Annotated in this window: 17 protein-coding genes, 1 pseudogene and 1 riboswitch; of the genes and pseudogenes, 3 read left to right on the top strand and 15 right to left on the bottom strand. The window is 37.3% G+C overall.

Annotated features, from left to right (window positions below; genetic code table 11):
* Positions 1-66 precede the first annotated feature (66 nt).
* A riboswitch (purine riboswitch) is annotated at positions 67-171 on the bottom strand.
* 466 nt (positions 172-637) lie between these two features.
* The gene (locus tag AC4G3N_RS15235) at positions 638-1,132 is read left to right on the top strand and encodes a DinB family protein (protein WP_139892746.1); all 495 of its coding nucleotides are present in this window, start codon (positions 638-640) and stop codon (positions 1,130-1,132) included.
* A 286-nt stretch (positions 1,133-1,418) separates the two neighbouring features.
* Here AC4G3N_RS15235 and AC4G3N_RS15240 read toward each other — a convergent pair whose 3' ends face one another.
* The 6 genes from AC4G3N_RS15240 to AC4G3N_RS15265 form a co-directional block, all read right to left on the bottom strand.
* Complete coding sequence (locus AC4G3N_RS15240) at positions 1,419-2,378, bottom strand: ABC transporter permease (RefSeq protein WP_139892747.1); 960 nt, start codon at positions 2,376-2,378, stop codon at positions 1,419-1,421.
* Positions 2,378-3,529, bottom strand: a complete 1,152-nt coding sequence (locus AC4G3N_RS15245) for an ABC transporter permease (RefSeq protein WP_139892748.1) — start codon at positions 3,527-3,529, stop codon at positions 2,378-2,380. The genes AC4G3N_RS15240 and AC4G3N_RS15245 overlap by 1 nt, the downstream gene beginning before the upstream one ends.
* Positions 3,522-5,054, bottom strand: coding sequence for an ABC transporter ATP-binding protein (locus AC4G3N_RS15250; protein ID WP_066108391.1), 1,533 nt, complete (start codon positions 5,052-5,054; stop codon positions 3,522-3,524). Before AC4G3N_RS15250 ends, AC4G3N_RS15245 begins: the two co-directional genes overlap by 8 nt.
* Before the next feature lie 124 nt (positions 5,055-5,178).
* Positions 5,179-6,318 (bottom strand): BMP family lipoprotein, encoded by a 1,140-nt coding sequence (locus tag AC4G3N_RS15255; protein ID WP_217491086.1) that lies wholly within the window; start codon positions 6,316-6,318, stop codon positions 5,179-5,181.
* Positions 6,319-7,049: 731 nt separating this feature from the next.
* Entirely contained in the window at positions 7,050-7,295 is a 246-nt protein-coding gene (locus AC4G3N_RS15260; protein WP_066108394.1) for a hypothetical protein, read from the bottom strand.
* 60 nt (positions 7,296-7,355) lie between these two features.
* Positions 7,356-7,538: a Sec23/Sec24 zinc finger-containing protein gene (locus AC4G3N_RS15265; RefSeq protein ID WP_066108395.1), complete on the bottom strand. Its 183-nt coding sequence runs from the start codon at positions 7,536-7,538 to the stop codon at positions 7,356-7,358.
* A gap of 383 nt (positions 7,539-7,921) precedes the next feature.
* Between AC4G3N_RS15265 and AC4G3N_RS15270 the strand changes: the two genes are divergently transcribed.
* Positions 7,922-8,221: an IS3 family transposase gene (locus AC4G3N_RS15270; protein WP_066108397.1), complete on the top strand. Its 300-nt coding sequence runs from the start codon at positions 7,922-7,924 to the stop codon at positions 8,219-8,221.
* 352 nt (positions 8,222-8,573) lie between these two features.
* On the opposite strand, the pseudogene AC4G3N_RS15275 reads toward AC4G3N_RS15270, so the two are convergent.
* The 8 genes and pseudogenes from AC4G3N_RS15275 to xylA all read right to left on the bottom strand — a co-directional run.
* Positions 8,574-8,690, bottom strand: a pseudogene (locus tag AC4G3N_RS15275) (adenine deaminase C-terminal domain-containing protein); the annotation flags it as partial.
* A 66-nt stretch (positions 8,691-8,756) separates the two neighbouring features.
* Positions 8,757-11,135, bottom strand: a complete 2,379-nt coding sequence (locus tag AC4G3N_RS15280) for a phosphoketolase family protein (RefSeq protein ID WP_066108398.1) — start codon at positions 11,133-11,135, stop codon at positions 8,757-8,759.
* A gap of 68 nt (positions 11,136-11,203) precedes the next feature.
* On the bottom strand, positions 11,204-12,697 hold the full coding sequence (gene xylB / locus AC4G3N_RS15285; protein WP_491090519.1) for a xylulokinase: 1,494 nt from the start codon (positions 12,695-12,697) through the stop codon (positions 11,204-11,206).
* Positions 12,698-12,791: 94 nt separating this feature from the next.
* Positions 12,792-13,820 carry a sugar ABC transporter substrate-binding protein gene (locus tag AC4G3N_RS15290; RefSeq protein ID WP_066108405.1) on the bottom strand — a complete coding sequence of 343 codons (1,029 nt, stop codon included), beginning with the start codon at positions 13,818-13,820 and terminating at the stop codon, positions 12,792-12,794.
* Positions 13,821-13,902: 82 nt separating this feature from the next.
* Complete coding sequence (locus tag AC4G3N_RS15295) at positions 13,903-14,865, bottom strand: ABC transporter permease (protein WP_077248174.1); 963 nt, start codon at positions 14,863-14,865, stop codon at positions 13,903-13,905.
* Between the two features lie 65 nt (positions 14,866-14,930).
* Complete coding sequence (locus AC4G3N_RS15300) at positions 14,931-16,439, bottom strand: sugar ABC transporter ATP-binding protein (protein WP_066108411.1); 1,509 nt, start codon at positions 16,437-16,439, stop codon at positions 14,931-14,933.
* Between the two features lie 53 nt (positions 16,440-16,492).
* Positions 16,493-18,103 (bottom strand): glycoside hydrolase family 43 protein, encoded by a 1,611-nt coding sequence (locus AC4G3N_RS15305; protein ID WP_066108416.1) that lies wholly within the window; start codon positions 18,101-18,103, stop codon positions 16,493-16,495.
* Between the two features lie 127 nt (positions 18,104-18,230).
* Positions 18,231-19,538 (bottom strand): xylose isomerase, encoded by a 1,308-nt coding sequence (gene xylA, locus AC4G3N_RS15310; protein WP_066108417.1) that lies wholly within the window; start codon positions 19,536-19,538, stop codon positions 18,231-18,233.
* A gap of 250 nt (positions 19,539-19,788) precedes the next feature.
* Here xylA and AC4G3N_RS15315 point away from each other — a divergent pair, with 250 nt between their 5' ends.
* Complete coding sequence (locus AC4G3N_RS15315) at positions 19,789-20,949, top strand: ROK family protein (RefSeq protein WP_491090524.1); 1,161 nt, start codon at positions 19,789-19,791, stop codon at positions 20,947-20,949.
* Between the two features lie 139 nt (positions 20,950-21,088).
* Here the strand turns inward: AC4G3N_RS15315 and AC4G3N_RS15320 are convergent, their stop codons facing one another.
* The gene (locus AC4G3N_RS15320) at positions 21,089-21,277 is read right to left on the bottom strand and encodes a hypothetical protein (protein ID WP_066108423.1); all 189 of its coding nucleotides are present in this window, start codon (positions 21,275-21,277) and stop codon (positions 21,089-21,091) included.
* Between the last annotated feature and the right edge of the window lie 638 nt (positions 21,278-21,915).

The raw sequence follows: 21,915 nt of genomic DNA on the forward strand, positions 1-21,915 counted from the left end.
TTGCTCGGCGGGAAAAATAAGAAAGTAGAAGGATGTATAAATAAAATATAGCAGTTTACTATACATTCTGTACGTATCTATTCCCGTAGACGAACTAATTAAAGTGGTTAGTTTGTAGAAACTCTTGGACCATATTTCCAAGATTATACGAGTTTATTTTTATAATTTAGTTGTTTTTATTTCGTAAACCTTTTTTGCATTCTAACAACGCATGCAGTGATAGTCAATGAAAATATTTTTACTAAATTTATTTTTGTGAAAAGAAGCATTTACCTTATTATTTTAATCTTAAACTTCCTGGTATGGGATCAATAGCTTTTATCACCAGGAATAATCGTAGGTTTATGAGGAATTTGTTAAGCATAGCCTACCTATCCCATATATAAGAACTTTATTTGTTATGTGGAAGGAATACATGCTGGATGCGCCGAATAAAGTCAGAGTATTATAGTTTGGTTGTATTCTCAATATAAATGTATAGAGCATTTTATTGAGAATATATTCGTCCTTATATAGCCAACAGTCCAAAATGATGGTTATTTTATGCGTATGAGTGGCTTTTTGTTAAATAGATTATAGGATTATTATTGTCAGATTTTTACTTTAAATTATCCCAAACAGAGAGGAGATTGGTTGTATGCAAGTTGTAACTAAAGTGTTTTTAGAACAACTCGACATGCACTGCCATGAGAATGAATGGTTTGCTTCCATGAATCAGGCACTTCATGGAGTCACTGCAGCTGAGGCGGCATGGAGAAGTTCGGAAAACAGCAATTCGATTTGGCAAATTGTCAATCACTTGATATTTTGGAATGAAGATGTAATCCACCGAATTAAGGGAACTGAGAATCCGCATAAGCCAGAAAACAATGAAGAAACCTTTGGAAATCCAGGGGATCCAGAAGACGAAATCAGATGGGCCCAGACAGTGCAGCGCCTTAATGAAGTCATGAGTAAATTAAAAACGGTCATTGCGGCGGACCTTGAGGATGAAAAGCTAAAAACTTTGTATGCAGCTAACAGGTACTCTATTGAGCGTTTACTCAGCAATATCATGATGCACGATTCGTATCATATCGGCCAAATTGTTCTATTGCGAAAGTTGCAATCCTCTTGGGATAGCATTTGGTAGGTAACCTGACAATCAGATAAGACAATTCACATTAAATCCAGCTTTGTAAATTCATTGTAAGAAACCTAAAAAGGCAGCGCCCCAATGAGGGCTGCTGCCTTTTTCATTATAAGCTTTGCTACACTATCCACATGTGGACTGTATGTCCACACTCTAGGTATATTTCCACCTTATGTCGACGCACGATAAGAGTGTGCATTATCTTAGACCGTAATTTATCGATACTCACACGTTGCGTCAACCAAATTTAACATGTTAGCCCATGGAAACTGCTTAGTAAATTTATTTATCTCTTTCCTTTGTCATAAATCTCACCTAACGCTTTCGGAGCACGGTTTGATTTAGAAAAGAAGATTAATAACAATAATGTTAATACATACGGCAATATCATAAATAAATCAGTATAACTGCTTGGCAATGCCATTGATTGAGCAATAAAAGCTCCACCAGATTTCGCAAAACCAAACAAAAGACACGCAGCTAGCGTCGGGACAATCTTCCAATTACCGAAAATTAATGCGGCAATGGCTAAGAACCCATATCCCATATAAATGCTGGAAGAAAAGTTAGCTGAAATGGAATAGGCAAAACACATGCCGCCCAGACCAGATAATAGACCTGATATTAAGACTGCTGTAAACCTGAGTTTCGCAACATCTACACCTGCTGCATCAACGGAATGAGGATTTTCCCCACACGCTCTTAAGCGCATGCCGAACTTTGTTTTATATAAAAGATACCAAGCAAAAATGGCAATCGCGATGATAATTACTTCAAACGGATACACATTCGTAAAGATTGCACCTATTACTGGTATATCGGCTAAACCAGCAATAGTAAACCGCTCCATGACACCTAACTGGAACTTGTCCGAAGCAGTTCCGAAGACAAGCGCATTGATCTGTGTCGTTAAGAATGTTGTTAAAGCCAACGCCAGTATATTAATGACGACACCACTGATAACTTGGTTTGCCTTAAACTTAATGCATAGTACAGCGTGAATAACTGCGAAAACCATTCCGCCGATCATGGCAAATAGTAACGCTACGTAAAACAAATCTTGAATATCTGTACCAAAGGCATTTGCGATTAATACAGCTGACAGCGCCCCGATGAATGCCCCAAAACCTTGAAATCCTTCAAGTGCTAAGTTGGTAATACCACTCTTTTCACTGTATATACCGCCAATTGCTATAATAAAAAGAGGCAAAGCAAAGGATAGACCATCAATAAGTACTGTATCCATTATGATTTACTCTCCTTTCGTTCCGCTGCTTTTTCATTCATGCGGCTAATTTTATACTTCAGATATACACCACATGCACTAAACAATAGGATCAACCCGATGATCACAGAAGAAATTTCTTGTCTGATTCCTGCCTGTGAACTCATATATGTGCTTCCCTGATCAATGATTGATATGAGTGAGGAAGAAAAAATAACACCAATTGGATGAGAGTTTCCTAATAGGGCTACAGCAATGGAATCAAAGCCGATGTCTGATAATACCTTTGGTTGTATAGAAGCGTAATAACCTAAATAATATGTGACACCTGCAAGTCCAGCCAAACTACCCGATATAACCATTGCCAGGACTGTATTTCTTCCCACATTAATTCCCGCATATTTTGCAGCATTACGATTGGAGCCTACCGCTTTAATATCAAATCCAACAACCGTTTTGTCCATGAGAATCTTTATTAGAATAGCGGTAATGATGGCCAAAACAAAGCCTAACGGAATATCCATTTTCAGATTTCCTATTTCAACATTCGCCAATGTTAATCTTGCTGCTTCAGAAATATATTTAGATTGCCTTGAGACTGGATCAATATAATACATTTGAATAAAAAAGCTGATAACATATTGAGCAATATAATTCAACATAATCGTAGATACGACTTCATTGATGTTAAATTTATATTTGAGCCACCCAACTAATCCTCCCATTAGTCCCCCGGTGACTATACCAATCAGTAAAACAAGCGGCTTTGCGATCACCGCATCCAAGCCACTGTAGCCGACAATAATCGTCGCAAAAAAACCAGAGACGAGCATTTGACCGGCAACCCCAATATTAAATAGACCCGCTCTAAATGCGACAGCAACTGCCAAGCTTGCAAATAAAAGCGGCGTCATCGCATTCAGCAAACTCATGAAATCAGTCAGCATGCTTTTATAGCCAGCATAAAATGGCTTCGGTAAAATTCCTGCCCCTTGAAATAAGTTGTAAAACGCCTGCAAAGGATTTTTACCCATTAAAAGTATGACAATAGCTGCCGCAATAAAACTCATGATTATGGCGACTAGTGGAATGGAGATCGATTGCCACTTCTCATTATTTATCAGCCGAATAAGACTACTACGTAACTTATTACTTTTTCTATCTTTACTCATGCTTTGCCCCCATCATATATTCACCGACTTCATTGGTCGTTAATGACTCTCTGCTAGCAATCTTTTGAAGTTGGCCATTATAGATAACTCCTATCGTATCTGCTACATTCATAATTTCATCTAGCTCCAATGATATAAGGAGAATCGCTTTTCCACGATCACGTTCCTGAATGATCATCTTATGGATATTTTCGATTGCGCCAATATCTACTCCCCGTGTTGGTTGAACAAAAATCATAAGAGGTGATTGCAATTCGATTTCTCGGGCAATAATGGCTTTTTGCTGATTACCACCGCTCATCGAACGAACTTGCGTTTTGACGCCTTGTCCGCTTCTAATATCATATTTATCAATCAACTCACTGCCAGATCGCTCGAATTCCTCTTTATTTAGCATCCACTTACTAGAAAAAGGCTCCTTATAGTACTGCTTTAATGCTAGATTAGTAGCTAAATCGAAATCCAAAAACAGTCCAAAGCTTTGTCTATCTTCAGGTATATACGATATACCAGCTTCTGTTCTGCTTCTTATCGTTTCATTCGTAATATCCTTGCCATTAAGATGTATATTTCCGCTGCTGACCTTTGTTAGTCCAGCTATTGCATCCGCTATTTCAACCTGTCCATTATCTGCAACTCCTGCAATGGCAAAGATTTCACCGCTGCGAATGGTAAAGGAAACATCTTTCACTACTTCAAACCCATCTTCATTCTTAACGGTTAGGTTTTCTACCTTCAATACTTCGTCTTTAAATTGAGCTGGCTCTTTCTCCGCTTCAAAGTTTACCTCTCGCCCTACCATTAATTGGGCCATATGATTAACGGAGGTTGTCTTTACATCCAAAACATCAATTAATCTGCCTTTATTCAATACGGCGCATCGATCGGCGACCTTCTTAATTTCTTCCAGCTTATGTGTAATTAATATGATCGTTTTCCCACCGTCTCGCAGTCCTTTGATTATATCCAGCAAGAATTCAATTTCCTGCGGTGTTAAGACTGCAGTCGGTTCATCAAAAATAAGGATGTCTGCTTCCCGATAAAGCACCTTTAAAATTTCCACACGCTGTTGCATGGAAACATTTAAATCAGCTATTTTTTTCGTAGGATCCACTTCTAATCCAAAGCTCTTGGATAGCTCTTCAATTTTTCGATTGGCATTTCGAATATCCACATATGGAAAGAGACCTGCAAATTTTCTGATTGGCTCGATTCCCAAAATAATATTCTCTGTAATCGTATAATCTGATACCAGTTTAAAATGCTGATGGACCATCCCTATATTGAGCTTCGCCGCATGGTTAGGTGAGCTGATATTCACTTTCTCACCCCGGATATAGATTTCGCCTTCATCCGGTTCATACATGCCACCCAGCATACTCATCAACGTTGATTTACCAGCACCATTTTCTCCAAGTAAAGCAAAGATTTCTCCCTTTTTTATGCCAATGGATACATCATCATTCGCTACTATTCCAGGAAATCGTTTGGTTATATGTTTCATCTCTACAATATAATCAGACATCTTTCTGCTCCTTTATCACATTAAATGGAAAGGAAAAAATTAGAAGTTCACCCTCCCCCTGATCCAGTAAATCAGGAAGGGATAAACTTCTAACGATTATTCCATCATGCTTTTCTAATGAATATTACAACCCTGGGAATTTTTCTGGCGTATAACCATTAAAGTTAGATGCCGGCACGATTTTGCCTTCTTTCACTAACTCGTACGCTTCATTCATTTTCGTAAGGGTATCTTCTGATAATTGGTGACGTCCTTCTTCTTTTATAAATCCAGTAGAATTTGAATCTGCATGAAGAACTACGTTTCCGCTTTTAAAGCTTCCGTCAACAATTGCATTCAATTGCTTTTCAACGTTCATGCCCATAAATTTAGCTGCAGATGTTAATACAATGTTCTCAGAACCATTTACACCATCATCAAATTGGTCAACGTCACAACCAATTACTTTAACATCGCCTTTCGCTTCCTTAACAGCAGTGAACACACCGTTACCCGTTCCACCTGCTGCAACAAAGATTTGGTCTACACCTTTTTTAATCAATGCATTACCAATTACTTTTCCTGTTGCTTCATCTCCAAAAGATCCTGCATAGTTACCGCCAACATCCACTCCGTTGACATCAGTTCCTGCATATCCAGATAACTCAACAACCTCAACATTTTTTTCATACTTTTTATTAACAAACTCTACGCCAGATTCAAAACCAAATTGATAGTTTACATTTGATGGATAAGCAATTCCATTTACGACTGCAACTTTATTTGATTTTGTTTCAAGTGCTGCTGCCATTCCGGCAAAAAAGCCACCTTCTTGTTCGGCAAAAGTCATAGAGTAAATATTATCGAACGTTTTTTGGTCACCTACAGGTGTAGGCTCAGAATCAATTAAAATAAATTTCTTATCAGGATTTTCTAAAGCAACACTGGAAACTCCAGCAAATTGGAAGCCAGGTGTTACAATCACGTCATAATCTGCCACGATATCAGCAACGGCTTGTACTCCCGCAGCAGGATCACCCGTTTCTTCTTTAATAGCTTTTACAGTAGCTGTTGGATGGTTTTCGATGAATTTTAAAATACCATTGTAGTTATTTTCGTTAAAGTTGCCATCGTCAACACCAGTTAGGCTTGTTACAATCGCAATTTTTAACCCATCTTTATTACTTCCGGATTCTTTATCTTCACTTTTCCCGCATGCTGCCATAGCAAAAGTCAGTAGGGCAATACATACTAACATAACCAATTTCTTTGCATTTCGCTTCAAGATATTATCCTCCTATATCATCTTTACTATTAATTTTTTCTTCTGGCTATAGAACATATCCAATTCCAACTGAAAAAATCTATTTACACTATTCATAATGCCCCAGCAGAAATATTTAAGTCATAGCCTTTATATTATATTAAAATAACATTAATCAGTACAAACCAATCATATCAACAAGAGGTAAGTTCGTCAATAAAAAATCCGTACGATTTTTAAAAAATAACGATTAATATTCGCTATTAATACAACAAACACGAATATTACAGAAGAATACATGCATAAGATTGACAAAAAAACGAAATATCCCTAATAAGAGGGGGGCAATGTGATTTGTATTTTATGGATAGGGATGAAGGAGTTTGATTCATACTTCATATGGACTTGAATAGCATTTGACCTTCCTTTGATCAGGGATAGGCCAGGCATAGCCCGAGTATGTCCAGGCCATAAACCCTTTTCCTCCGAATTTCCCCGGACTTGTCACGCATTTCACCGAGGATACTAGATTCAATGTGGACATGTGAATCAATTAGACCTGGAACCAATGTGTATGAAGTCCCATCAATTTCTTTTTGGCCATTTATAAAAAATCATTAGTATAGGCCGGTTGCTTATTATGTATCGATTTATTCAAAATAGGATATGTAGTTCCCCTACAAGAATGGAATGCAAACCCCTAAGATGCCTAACACCCCGCTAACTATATAAAGCTAGCAGGGTGCTGTATTTTAAAGAGCATCTTCCAATTCTTCTTCAGTATAACCAAACATATAATCTTCATCTTTCCCGTGAGAAGCCCATATCTCCGCTGCTTCGTAAACACTTAATGACTCATCTAATTCTTCAATATCGTCTATATCTTCAATATCATTGATACCATCATACTCGCCTAATTCTTTAGATTTATCAGATTCATTATTAAGTACACCGAATGGAACAAATCGTCCACTTCTTGGAAATTTTAAATTAGCCATTGCTTACCCTCCTTTATATTTATAAAGCAGTCTACTCAAGAAATCCCAAGCCAATTGTACTTAACCGTCATAATTTCTGAAATCATCCTTAGATTCATAGATTGTATCCGAAGAAATGCTATTCTTATGACCACACTCTGTACATTTCCAAACATAGTGATGGTCATCAAAACCCGGCTGCTCGCTCAGGCAAGCATTGCAGCGATCGCAAAACCACACGATACCCGGAAATCTCTCCTGCATAATGTCCACCTCCTTGTTCTGAATTTGCCCCAAGTAATTAATATGCTCCTAATGCCATATGGTGTAATAGCATGGCGCATGGAGCACCTATGAATTAAGCAACACAGTATAAATCATACTAATATATTATATAATTATAGTAATATTTCTCTGAATATTTTATCAAATAATTTCAATTCAATTCGTTCTATCCTATAGTTCATTAATATATTTTCATTAGCAAAAATACTTCTCTACAATGGCATACATCTTCCTTTCCCTGAACAACTGGCAGTATTGTGGCGATTTGGCGCAAAACCGGGCAACCTTGTAAAGTCGAAAGACACATTGAAGTCCACCCCTAAAGTTAGAGTTAAAAAAACTAACTTTAGGGGTGTTTTATTTTGACTAAATACAGCGAATCATTTAAATACAAAGTTGTACAGAAGTACCTTCATGGACAAGTATTCCAAAGTATGTCCCATATGGGCAACTGCCTGGACAATTCACCGACGGAAAACTTTTTTGGCGTACTGAAACAAGAGATGTATTATGGAGAACCTTTATGTACCTATGAAGAATTAAAGAATAAGATTAACAAATACATTAACTATTACAATACAAAACGCATCAAGCAAGAATTGGTTGGTATGATTCCGGTTGAATACCGTCTTCATACCAGCCAACCAGTTGCTTCATTATAACTCTAACTTTTTGAGGTCACCTCACGTCTTTAATACGATAAGACCAGCTATTCGAGCTTTAGCAGTATGGTGATGTACCATTGCGTTTAAACACAATGTAGCAGGACAATTTATTTACCAGAACCTTGCATCTATGACTGTACTATTAATGCACACCTTACTATCCTGCCAATACCGGAGAAGACCCGATTATTAAAGAATTTCCCACTAACTTAACTACATATGTAGATACCGCATTCGATGGATTGTTGAACAAATTTACGTGAATGATTCATACGCATTTAGCTACAAACAAGTGGAAACAGACCTCTCAAGCATGATTGAAGACTTTCGAGAGGCCTCTTCGTTTAATTTACACACTTACATCCACAAACGTAAATGTATCAACATCTAACAATCCTTGATTTGTAAGCTTTAACGAAGGAATAACTGGCAAGAACAAAAAGGATAATGTCAGCAATGAATCAAAAAAACTCCCCTAGATTCAGATTGTTGCTGAATCTAAGGGAGTTTTTATGAAATCATTTATTAAGCTCTAATAAGCTGTTTTTTTTTCTAATCCCCAAGTCCAATTTATAACTTCCGGAATATCTACTCCATGCTCACGAATGTAGCTATGATGGAAGCTGATTGTTTCATCCATTTGTTTTGCGAAATCTGCTGCTCCCATACCATATACTGCATTAGCTGCATCTTTTGCAACATGGAAACGATCCATTTCAGAATAAACACGCATATCAAATGGTGTTGTAATGTCACCATTTTCACGATAACCATGAATATATAGTTTATGATTATGACGATCAAAGAAAATATCACGAATCATTCCTTCATAACCATGGTAACAGAATATAACAGGCTTATCTTTCGTGAAATACTGATCAAATTCTTCATCCGTTAGACCTCTTGGATCAATATCAGGATGGCGTAATCTTAAAATATCTACAATATTGATAAAACGAATTTTAAGTTCAGGGAATGCTTTATTTAGTATTGTAACAGCAGCTAAGGCTTCTAAATTAGGCTCTGTTCCTGCCGCTGCAATAATAACATCTGGATCTTCACCATCAATTTCAGTGGATGCCCAGTCAATTATTTTTAAGCCGTCCTTCACTAAAATTTCCGCTTCTTCGGCAGAATAGAATTGCGGACGTGGATGCTTTGAACAAACAACCAGATTAATTAGTTCTTCTGAACTCAAAACCTCTGCCATGACAGCCATCATTGTATTAGTGTCCGCTGGCAAATATTCTCGAATGAATTCCGGTTTCTTTTCCGCTAAATGCGTTAACAATCCTGGATCTTGATGTGTATAACCATTATGATCCTGTTGGAAAACAGTTGAAGTGGCAATCAAGTTTAATGATGGATAGTTCTTACGCCATGATTGTTCCTTAGCCTTACGCAACCATTTAAAATGTTGGGTAATCATTGAATCTACTACACGCAAAAATGCCTCATAGCTTACAAAGAACCCATGTCGCCCAGTTAAAACATACCCTTCCAAGAAACCTTCACATTGATGTTCAGACAACTGTGAATCGATTACACGACCAGCCGGAGCGATCCATTCATCATAATCATTATGTTTGGCTTCTAACCATTGACGATTCGTTACTTCAAAAACTTTGTTTAAGCGATTCGATTTGGATTCATCAGGCCCAAATATCCGGAAATTATCTGGATTTGCCAGAACTAGATCTCTTGCAAAATTGCCGAATTCCACCATATCCTGTGCGACTACTGCTCCAGGTTTCGTCGTATCAATCGCATATTGCTTCCAATCCGTAATCTTCATTGGTTTTGGATCAATGCCGCCATTTGTAATTGGATTAGCAGACATTCTGCGATCGCCTTTTGGTGAAATCTCACGAATTTCCTCAACAATTGCACCTTTTTCATCAAATAACTCTTCTGGACGATAGGATTTCAACCAATCAATCAACGCATCAATGTGCTGCATATGATGAGCGTCTACTGGAATTGGCACTTGATGGGCACGAAATCCGCCTTCAATTGGTTCTCCATCCCACTCTTTAGGGCCTGTCCATCCCTTTGGTGTACGAACGATGAGAACTGGCCAGTTAGGGAGTTGGGCTACCTCAGCCTTTTCTTGGCGAGCTTCGGTTTGTATAGCTTTAATCTGCTCAATAGCTTTATCTAATTGCTCAGCCATTAATGGGTGGACTACTTCCGGGTCTGTTCCAGAAACAAAAATAGGATCCCAGCCTAAACCTTTAAAGTATTGCGCTAACTCTTCATCTGATTTACGCTCTAAGATAGTCGGATTTGAAATTTTCCCGCCATTTAGGTAAAGAATTGGCAAGACAGCTCCATCATTGACTGGATTAATAAATACATTTGAAAACCAGCCTGCTGCTAACGGGCCTGTTTCCGCTTCTCCATCACCAATAACAGTTGCTGCAATTACATCCGGATTATCTAAAATGGCACCTGTCGCATGTGCTAATGAATATCCAAGTTCTCCACCTTCATGAATAGATCCAGGTGTTTCGGGTGCTGCGTGTGATGCTATACCTCCTGGAAAAGAGAAGATTTTACATAACTCTTTTAAACCCGCTTCGTCCTGTGTAATTTCCGGGTATATTTCAGTGTAGCTGCCATCAATATACGAATTCGCTACCATCACTTGACCGCCATGTCCGGGGCCTTCTATGTAAAACATATTTAAATCATATTTATTGATAACACGGTTTAAATGTGCATAAATAAAGTTTTGACCAGAAATTGTCCCCCAATGCCCAATTGGGTGGGTTTTTATATCCTTTTCTTGAATTGATTCTCTAAGCAGTGGGTTATCTTTTAAATACATTTGTGCTACTGAAATATAGTTAGCAGCACGCCACCACGCGTCAACTTTTGCTAAATAATCTTTCGAATCAAAGTTTGTCATTTATAAGATCTCCTTCCAATTCCCATCAAACGTTAAACCAGTTCATCTTACTTGTTATACCTCAGACCTTATTTGCCAAAGTAACTATGACAAATCTCTTTTGTTCCTTCATATACTTTGCGATAACGCGCATAAACTTCTTTATATTTTTCTACATTCTCTGCTTTAGGTATGATTTCTTCTTTATAAGAAACAAAACGCGCTGCACAATCATTTAAATCAGAGAACCAGCCACAGCCAACTGCTGCCAGCATTACAGCTCCTAAACCTGGCCCTTGTTCTGTCGTTAAGTTAACAACGGCTGTATCAAAAATATCCGCCTGCATTTGTAACCAGTCATTATTTTTGGCTCCACCGCCCACTGACACAATACGATCGAATTTCTTATCTGCAATTTCCTCCATGATTATTTTTGAGTCCATCAAAGAGAAAGTAATACCTTCTAATACACTTCTTGCAAAATGTTTTAATTGATGATGTGTATCGATTCCAATAAAGCTTCCGCGAATCTGACTATCACTATACGGTGTTCTTTCACCAACAATATATGGAGCAAAAAGAAGCCCATCACTGCCAATAGCCACAGAATTAATATCAGCTAAAAGTTCCCCAAATGATTGATTTGGTGCAAAATTTTGTTTAAACCAGTTTAAACTATTTCCTGCAGCTAAGGTGACACCCATTGAATAGTTTGCATCATCCATAGCATGATGAAACATATGCAATTTTCCTTGATAATTCTTTTTGGCATCTTCTTCATATGAGAGAAAAACACCACTGGTTCCAATAGAGCACATACCAATACCCTCTTGCAAAATACCAGCTCCAACTGCAGCACATGCATTATCTGCTCCACCCGTAATAATCTTGACGTCACGAGAAAAACCATAATATTCTTGCAGCTCGGGCTTCAAGAAACCAACGACTTTAGTTGAAGGTACGACATCTGGTAAAATTGACTTTGGAATATCAAATCTGCTTAAAATATCATGATCCCATTCCTTTGTATCCTGATTTAACATCAAGGTACCAGCGGCATCTGAAAAGTCCATATGATATTGATTAGTTAACCAGAAACGTAAATAGTCTTTAGGTAACTGTATGCGTTTAACTTTTGACCAAATTTCCGGCTCATGCTTTTGAACCCATAGGATCTTAGGCAAAGTAAACCCTTCTAATGCAATGTTTTTAGTATGGGAAAGAATCAGTTCCCCTGCTTTTTCTTTAATTTCCTTACATTGTTCGGTGGTACGAACATCATTCCATAGAATGGCCGGACGTAGTGGCTTATCTTTCTCATCTAACAATACCAAACTGTGCATTTGCCCAGAAAAGCTAATTCCCTCTAACAACTCTTTCATATCAGGAACCTTTTCTAAAAGCTCATGCATTACATGATTGGCAGCTTCTATCCAATGCTTTGGATTTTGCTCACTAAATCCTATTTGCGGGGTATCCAATGGATATGTTGCCGTCGCTTCTGCAACCAGATTTCCATCTTTGTTTACTAATAATCCCTTTATTGCACTAGTACCTAAATCTAGCCCTAAGACGTATGCCATTTTTTCACCTCTAAACGATCATTCTAATACATGAGAGATAAACAGTCTGTTTATCTCTCATTCTATTTATCTTCCAAATGACGAACTATGCTTATTATTCTGCATCGTCAGTAGAGCTAGTTTTTACTTTACTTTTTCCTTCTCCATATTCTTTCAAATCATCAGCTTTAACATATTTAACGTCAATTGGAATTGTAGAATCAATTTCTTCACCATCGATTACTTTTACTAGGTTTTCAATTACTTGATAACCAATTTGATAGGCATCCTGATCAACAATAGCAGTAATACGGCCATCTTCAATACCTTTTAACCAAGTATCAGTATAGTCAAATCCATAATGAAGAATTTTTCCAGCTTTTCCTTGTGATTGAATTGCACTCATAACACCTACATCTGGACCTTCAGAACCAAGTGAGAATACAGTTACTAAATCTTTATTCGCAGAAATATAACCTTCTAATTGCTTCTTAGATTCAGATGGTTGGTCATTATCCTGGATAGTAGCTAAGAATTTGAAATTCTTCGCGTCAGCTCCATAAACTTCTTCAAAGCCTTCTTTTATCCCTTTTTCACGGTCAATCATCGTCGGCTGTGCCACGTCTACACAAACAATTGCAATTGAACCGCTTGTAATCCCTTTTTCCTTCATTTCTGTAGCTGCTTGAACCCCTAATTCTTTACCGGCAGATACGTTATCTGTTCCAACATAAGCTGTACGATCTGCCTCATTTTCTAAATCTGCATCAAAAGTGATTACAGGGATATCTTTATCCATTGCTGCTTTGATTGGAGAAACAAATGCTTTCTTTTCAATAGGCGCAACTGCAATACCTGCAACGTCTTTTGCTGTTGCTTCCTTAATAAATCCAATATGTTTTTCTTTCTTACTTGGCTCAGCGGATGGGGAGGTTTTCGTTACTAATGTGTAACCGTATTCTTTCGCTGCATCCTCTGCTCCTTTTTTCATCGGATTCCAATAGGCACCCGTATCTACGATAGGAACAAAATACAAGGACTTATCCTCAGCTCCACTCGCAGTGTTTTCTTCTTTCCCACATCCAGCTAATAACAATGTTGCAATAGTGAGTCCAGTAACTAGTTTTTTCCCTTTTTTCAACATGATAGACTATCTCCTTTACCTTATCTATTTGAGTAGAAATAAACTCCAATTCTTATTTGTTACCCTTTTGCTCAAAACAAGATCAGCGACTTGCTTTGCGTTTGAAGTAATCTATGATGATTGCCAGGATGATTACAAGACCTGTTACCGTATCCTGCAAGAAAGAATTCACTCCCATAAGAGTTAATCCGTTTTTGAATACCTGCAAAGTCATGATCCCAGCTACAGCTCCGCCAATAGTACCAATACCGCCACTAAATGATGTACCGCCCATTATCGCAGCTGCCATGGCGAATAAATCCAAACCATTGGCATCTTTTGAAGCACCGCCATCTAAATTAGACACAATCAATAGACCGGCAATTGCTGCTAGAATACCCTCAATAATGAAGACCTTGACAATATGAAGGTCCGTATTGATACCAGATAGGCGTGCTGCCTCCTGATTAGAACCAACAGCATATGTATTTTTTCCAAGACGTGTCTTTTTCATGATAAAGACAAATAATACGATTATCACAATGAATATCAATGTGTTACTTTTTACAGTTTCAGTACCAATAGGTGTTTTGGCTAATCCACTTAACCACTCTGCTTCTGAACCAATAAATTGTTCGTTCGTGAAAAATCCAAGCATACCTTTAATTACATAGCATGAACCTAAAGTCAAAATAAATGAAGGTAAGTCGAACTTTTTGATTAACAAAGCATTCATCGTTCCTAATATTGCACCTGTCATCAATGCAAGGAGGATCACAACAGGCGCTGGAAGCCCGCTATTAGCAGCATATAAACCTACCATACCAGAGGCCATTGCTACATAACCAATCGATAAATCAACATAACCACAAATCAGAATCATGGCATATGCAACAGTTAAGATTCCTACAGGTGGTATTTGTTGCAAGAAATTCTCAATATTGTATGAACTAAGAAAATCACTATTTGCGATTGAAAAGTATACCAGTAGAACGATTAAAACTATATACACTGAATAATTCATAAATAGGGATTTTAAGTCTATTCTTTTTCCCGCTTTTTCCATGTTTTTGCTCCTATCATTCATAGTAAGTATGATTTGATGAACGACTCCCTAGGATAAGAAATTTATCATTGACTCCCAGTTGCATATTTCATAATCAATTCTTGTGCTTCATCTTTTCTATTCTTATAATCAGAAACAATTAACTCACCGGTTATCTTTCCTTCATGGAAGACATGAATGCGATCGCAAGTACCCAATAATTCAGGAATTTCCGAAGAAACAATCAAAATGGTTTTCCCTCGAAGAGCAAGCTGATTAATAATTGCATAGATTTCTGATTTTGCACCTACATCAATTCCTTTTGTCGGTTCATCAAAAATATAAATTTGATTATCCGCATTTAACCATTTAGCCAGTACGACTTTTTGTTGATTTCCCCCTGATAAACTAGAAACTGGATTATCGATGTCACTAACTTTTATATTCACCTCTTCAACGGAATCATTGGTGATTTTGACTAATTGCTTCTGATTGAGAAGGAATTGTTTCAAGCTAGTAATTGTGATATTGTCCTTAATTGATAGTCCCAAGAAAAGCCCTTGGTGCTTCCTATCCTCCGTCAATAATCCAATCCCATTCTTAATTGCATCTACTGGAGATTTTATGGTTACTTTACGGTTATCAATAGTGATTTCTCCCGATTTTAGGCGATCAGCTCCAAAAAGCAATCGCATCGTTTCAGTTCTACCACTACCAACCAACCCCGCAAATCCTACTACTTCTCCACGCTTTGCTTCGAAGCTCACATCATTTACTTTCCCGGCCTTACATGTGAAGTTTTTCACATGTAAGCGCACAGGTCCAATATCGGTAGGTTGTTTGGGATATAAATCCTTTATTTCCCTACCAACAAGCATGGATATAATTTGGTCTTCTGATAAACTCTTTACTTCCTCCGTCGCAATGTAATTTCCATCACGCATGATTGTAATCCTTTCACATAATTCAAAGATCTCTCTCATGCGGTGAGAGATATAGATACTCGAAAAGCCTTTCTCTTTTAGGCGACGGATAATAATAAATAATACTTCTACATCTTTATCAGAAAGAGACGTTGTTGGTTCATCAAAAATAATTACTTTAGCATTCAAGCTCAAAGCTTTTGTAATTTCAATCAACTGCTTATTTGCCGTAGAAAGAGAGCTTACAAGATCTGTAGGTTTCACCTTAGCTCCAACCATATTCAGCCAGTACTGTGTATCTTCATATAATTTTTTAAAATCAATTATCCCAAGAAACTTATTGATATACGGCAAACGTCCGATGAAGACATTTTCTGCAACTGATAAATCCTCTGCTAAGTTTAATTCCTGATGTACAAAAGCAATTCCTAATTCGGATGCAAGATCTGGTGTCATTTTGCTTATCTGTTTTCCTTCAAAAGTAATTTCACCAGCATCCTTATCTAATAGTCCCGCTAGAATATTCATCAAGGTAGACTTGCCAGCACCATTTTCACCCATCAATGCATGAATTTCGCCCTTACGGACTTCAAATTGAGTATTCTTTAATACATGAACCTTGCCAAAACTTTTTTCAATACCAGTCATTGAAAATAAAATCTCATCTTTCATGGTATCTTAATCCTCCTTTCTCAGAAAATAAGTAACTAAGAGCTACAATTTATTTATTTTTCTTGATACTTGAAGTAATCAAATTTAGCTTCTAGCTCATAACCAGAATAGTCTACGTTCACCATTCCTACAAATGCACCTGTAAAGAAACCGCCATAGCTTTGATTCACATAATCATCAGATAGGATCTTGGCATCCAATTGGACAGGAATATCTATCCACGTTAATCCGTCAAATGAATAAGCATATGTATAATAGCTCTTCTTCACAACCGTCTTAAAGTAAACATATTGAACTTCTTCTGGAATGGCAATTGCCCTTTCCTTTAAATAGCTAGTGAGTACACCACGATTATTCTCAGTCACTTCAATTACACGACCATTAAGCTCGTTCCAGGTTACTTGGACCATGGACCAATGCTGACTATTGTAGTAATTAGTCAGTCCAGCCATTTGTTGAAAAGTTGTTGGGTGATAGCTTAATTTTGTTTCTGCTTCAAATTCAAATGCCTGCCATCTTCTAGCCACAAGTGAATTTTCATGCAGATTAGTTAAGCTTCCAGAGCCCATCAATACAAGATGACCATCTTTGATTTTTCCAATTTGTTCTGTAAATGGTACACGTAGAGTGTTAAAGTGAATGTTTAACTCTGGTTGATCAAAATCATCCATCACTAAATAGTTAGAAGGATAACTATTTGGCACCACATTTTTAGGCGGTTCCACTTCAACGCATCCTTGTTTTCCACCAACAATCATTGGCCATAAATCTTTCGACCATTCAACTTTTTGAATCGCAGTTTCTCTTCCTAACGTACACCAGCCACGAGGATCATGGCTAGATTCGTAAGAATGGTGCCATGGACGTCCCGTTAAATGGGCGAAATACCATTCTCCATCCGGTGTATCCACTAAAGACCCATGCCCACATTTTTGCAAAGGATGATCAGGATGATTAAAAGCGGTCAGGAACGTATCTGGTTGACTTTCATATTCACCATAAATCGAAGAAGATCTAGCTACAACTTCTTGGTGTGTATAAGTTGTTCCGCCTTCGGCACAGAAAAGATAGTACTTTCCGAATAATTTATACAGATGTGGACCTTCAACCAGTTTTACATCCGTACCCTTCCATATAATCTTTGCGGTTTCTGGAAGTAAGCGTTCATCCTGCACAGAATACTCCGTGCACTTAATACCATTAAATGGATGATGGTATTCTCGATGATCCCATTCCATTTGCAGCAGATATTTCCGCCCGTCATCATCATGAAAAAGGGAAGCATCAAAGCCTACTCCATTTAATTTGATTGGTTTACTCCAAGGGCCATGGATATTTTCTGAGGTGGTCAGATAGTTTGTACAATCCTTAAACGCACCGTTTACCACTTTCACATCAGTATAAACTAACCAAAATTTCCCGTCAGCGTAAGATAGATCCGGCGCCCATATTCCCCCAGAATCCGCATTTCCTTTCATATCCAGCAATTCAGTAGTTGATAATGGATGCGAAACTAATTGCCAATGAATCAAATCCTTTGATTCATGAATCCTTACACCTGGAAACCACTCAAAAGTAGAAGTCGCAATATAATAGGTATCTTCTACGCGAATAATAGAAGGGTCTGCATTAAAGCCTTTTAAAATAGGATTTGTAATTTTCATGATAAACTCCATTCTTAAGTTCTTTATACGCTATTCCATAAAGACGGTACCCTGTTAAATCAATACTATATAATAGGTTTAAAAGATTAAGTAGCTTATACACTGTGACTGGAGATGTAAATCCTTTTTAGTATAGATAGTCATTTAAGCGAGATTTCACGTATTCAATATGACTGGATTCCAATTTGATGTCATCTAATTTTAATGCGTATTCTGTCAGGCTTTCTAAGTCTTCCTTGCCATTAACAATGGAAGCTCCAATTCCTTCATAGAAAGAGGCATAGCGTTTTTCTTTCAAACTATCAAAGAAGCGATCTTCTTTTAATTTAGCCGCTGCTTTTAGTCCTCTAGCAAATGTGTCCATACCGGCAATATGGGCTAAGAACAAATCTTCCATTTCAAAGCTGGAACGACGCACTTTAGAGTCAAAGTTAATACCACCTGGTGCAATTCCTCCATTTTCTAGTACACCATACATGGCCATCGTAACATCATAAACATTTGTTGGGAATTCGTCTGTGTCCCAACCTAGCAGAACATCACCTTGGTTCGCATCGAGAGATCCTAAGGCATTATTTATGCGTGCAACTTCAATCTCATGTTCAAATGTGTGGCCAGCAAGTGTAGCATGGTTTGCTTCAAGGTTCAGCTTAAATTCACCAGTAAGATCATATTTTTGGATAAACTGTAATGCGGTAGCAGCATCAAAATCATATTGGTGTTTAGATGGCTCTTTTGGTTTAGGTTCAATCAAAAATTGTGGTTTATGATTAATCTTTTCTCCATAAGCTACAGCCATCTTGAATAAACGCGCAATATTATCTTGTTCAAGAGCCATGTCTGTATTCAATAGTGTTTCATAGCCTTCACGGCCGCCCCAGAACACATAATTTTCGCCGTTCAACTTTTTGGAAATATCAAGCCCTTTTTTGACTTGTGCCGCTGCATAAGCAAATACATCTGCATTATTAGTAGAAGCTGCTCCATTTACATATCTTGGATGACTAAACATATTTGCGGTATTCCACAGTAATTTGATTCCAGTTCTATCCATTTGTTCTTTTATCAAATCAGTAATTTCATCTAGATTTCTATAGAACTCTTCTAAAGAATTACCTTCCGGCGCAATATCCACATCATGGAAGCAAAAATATTCAACGCCTAGTTTCTCTAAAATTTCAAAGAAAGCGACCACACGGTTTCTAGCTGTATCCATTGCTGTTTCACCAAACCAAGTTCGTTGATTTGTAGGCAAACCAAATGGATCACTACCATCTTGTGTCATTGTATGCCAGTATGCGACCGCAAATCTCAAATGTTCTTTCATTGTTTTGCCGGCCACAACCTCTTCTGGATTGTAATAACGGAAAGCAAACGGGTTATCTGAGTTTTTTCCCTCATACTTGATTTTTCCTACATTCGGAAAATAAGTCATCTGAAATCCTCCTCCCAAACTAAGCAAGTTAGTTTGTTTATATGTTTTACTAACTTGATTGTAGTCGCTTTCATTTTAGTAGTCAAGTAATTTTTGCACTATAATAAATTTATACTAAATTACTACTTTTCCAACAAATGACTAGTAAATTACTACTTTTCCAACAAATGACTAGTAAATTTATGAAAAATCTATTAGTATATTAGTTAGTATGTTTAATAAATAAATTAACAAAGGAGGTGTTTATGATATGGAAAACTCTCATTATATTATACGTACTCAAAATGAATCCCTTTGTCTGGAGACGATTATTAATAATCTAGGTGTGTCACGAGCTGAACTGGCTACCATAACTGGTTTAACTAAAGCTACTGTCTCTAGCATCGTTAAGAAATTACTGGATGACAATTTAGTCACTGAAACAGGCAGTGGTCAAAGCAGTAATTTAGGCGGACGTAAACCCATCAAGCTACAATACAATGGAAAATCCGGTCTCTCTATCTCTATTGATGTTGGATATAATTACATTCGCGCCTTATTAACTTATCTTGATGGTGAAGAAATTTCCTACATTGAGAAGAAACCAATTACCTTAAATGAAGACACCGTCAGATCTTATTTTTCTGAGATATTCTCTTCTTTTGATAAGATAAAGCCTAAATCGCTCTACGATATTATTGGTGTAGTAATCGCTGTTCATGGACCTGTTTTTAATGGAAATATTATTTTTACTCCACATTACAATTTAGATAAGATTCGATTCCGTGAAATAACTGAAAGCCTAATTGATTACCCTATATTTCTAGAAAACGAAGCTAACTTATCAGCGCTAGGTGAGTATACTTTTACATCTGAATCCTCTAGTTTAATCAGTATTAATATTCATGGAGGTATAGGTGCCGGTATCGTCCGAGACGGAATTATACAAACTGGTTCGCATGGGTTCGCTGGAGAGATTGGCCACCAAATTATCTCTGCTGGCGGTAAGAAGTGCAAATGCGGGAATCTCGGGTGTTTAGAAGCCTATGCCTCAAATAAAGCTTCCTTTGAATATTTTGCACAATTAAAAGATATGGATTATGTCAATGCAATTATTTTAAGAGAATACTATAACAATGGGGATACTGATGCCAAAAAAGTCGTCAAGGAGAATACACGCTATTTAAGTTTCGGTATAAATAATATGATTGCCCATTACGACCCTGAGGTTATCGTTTTAAATAGTTCTCTTTACCGCGAAATTCCTGAAATGATGACAATGTTAAAAAATAATCTATATAGCACTTTTTCTAAATGTGTAATTGTTCGAAACAGCAAACTTAATGAACGAGCTACTCTTCTAGGAGGCTTAGCCTTAAATCTCCAAAATTTCCTTGGTATTAAACATATGAAATTCAATACAAAGGCTTAGTGGAATTTTCAGATGGACCTAATGGGTTTCTTTGCGTTTGCTCTCGTTCAAATGATTTTCCATAGGTAAAAATGCCCAAGTAGTCAACTATGCAGACTTGTTTGGGCATTTTCAATTAGATTCCCAGAACTTGCATGCATCAAGGCTCAAGCGACTTTACCATGTTCATTAGGCCACACAATGGATAACCAGATAAAAGAGCTGAAAATGCTATGAGGGCATAAATAAAACGTTCGCTTCCGATCCCTGTTAGCCATAAATTCCATGTACCGCAATTTTCATAGTAATTGCCCTCGAATTTACTGACAAATCGTAAAGTTAATCTCATTTCACCCCTCTCTTCACTTCAATTTCAAATATTATATATAGCAAGGCCTTTCTTTTCACGTTTTCGCATGCAAAAAAGCCGGTAAAATTTTACTTATCGTAAACACTTCACCGGCTTTCCTTTTTGCTAAAACACAGTTACTCTCCGCTTTATATGTCCATTCATATCCCTTCGTTTCGAATTTACCAATCGAATAGTTTATAGCCACTTTTTCATAAGTTTGGATGGCACATTATTACAATCACAAACGAATGAAGGCAAAATTAAAAGACCTAAACCCGGTTGAATAACGGACTCAGGTCCTCAAAGCAGCATGACTATTTATTTCTAACTTTCTTGGGTCAGATCAAAAAAGGGCTGACTTCCTTATTTTAATATAAGCTTCGCTACACTTTCCACGTGTGTGGAGTGTAATTGACAACACATGGGATGTTGGTGATGTTTTTAAATAACCTAAAAGAATATATAGAAAGCGTAAGTTGGCTTCTAACAGCCAAATTATTTGCAAGTCTCAAATGTCTCTTATGTTGCTTCACCTTTAAATTGCCAATCTTACTTTCTATTGATCTTATTGATATAGCCGATTCAACAATATACTGAGTAAAATCTTTGAACTTTTCATTAGCTATATTAAAAAC

The organism is Bacillus sp. z50 (genome assembly GCF_058313585.1).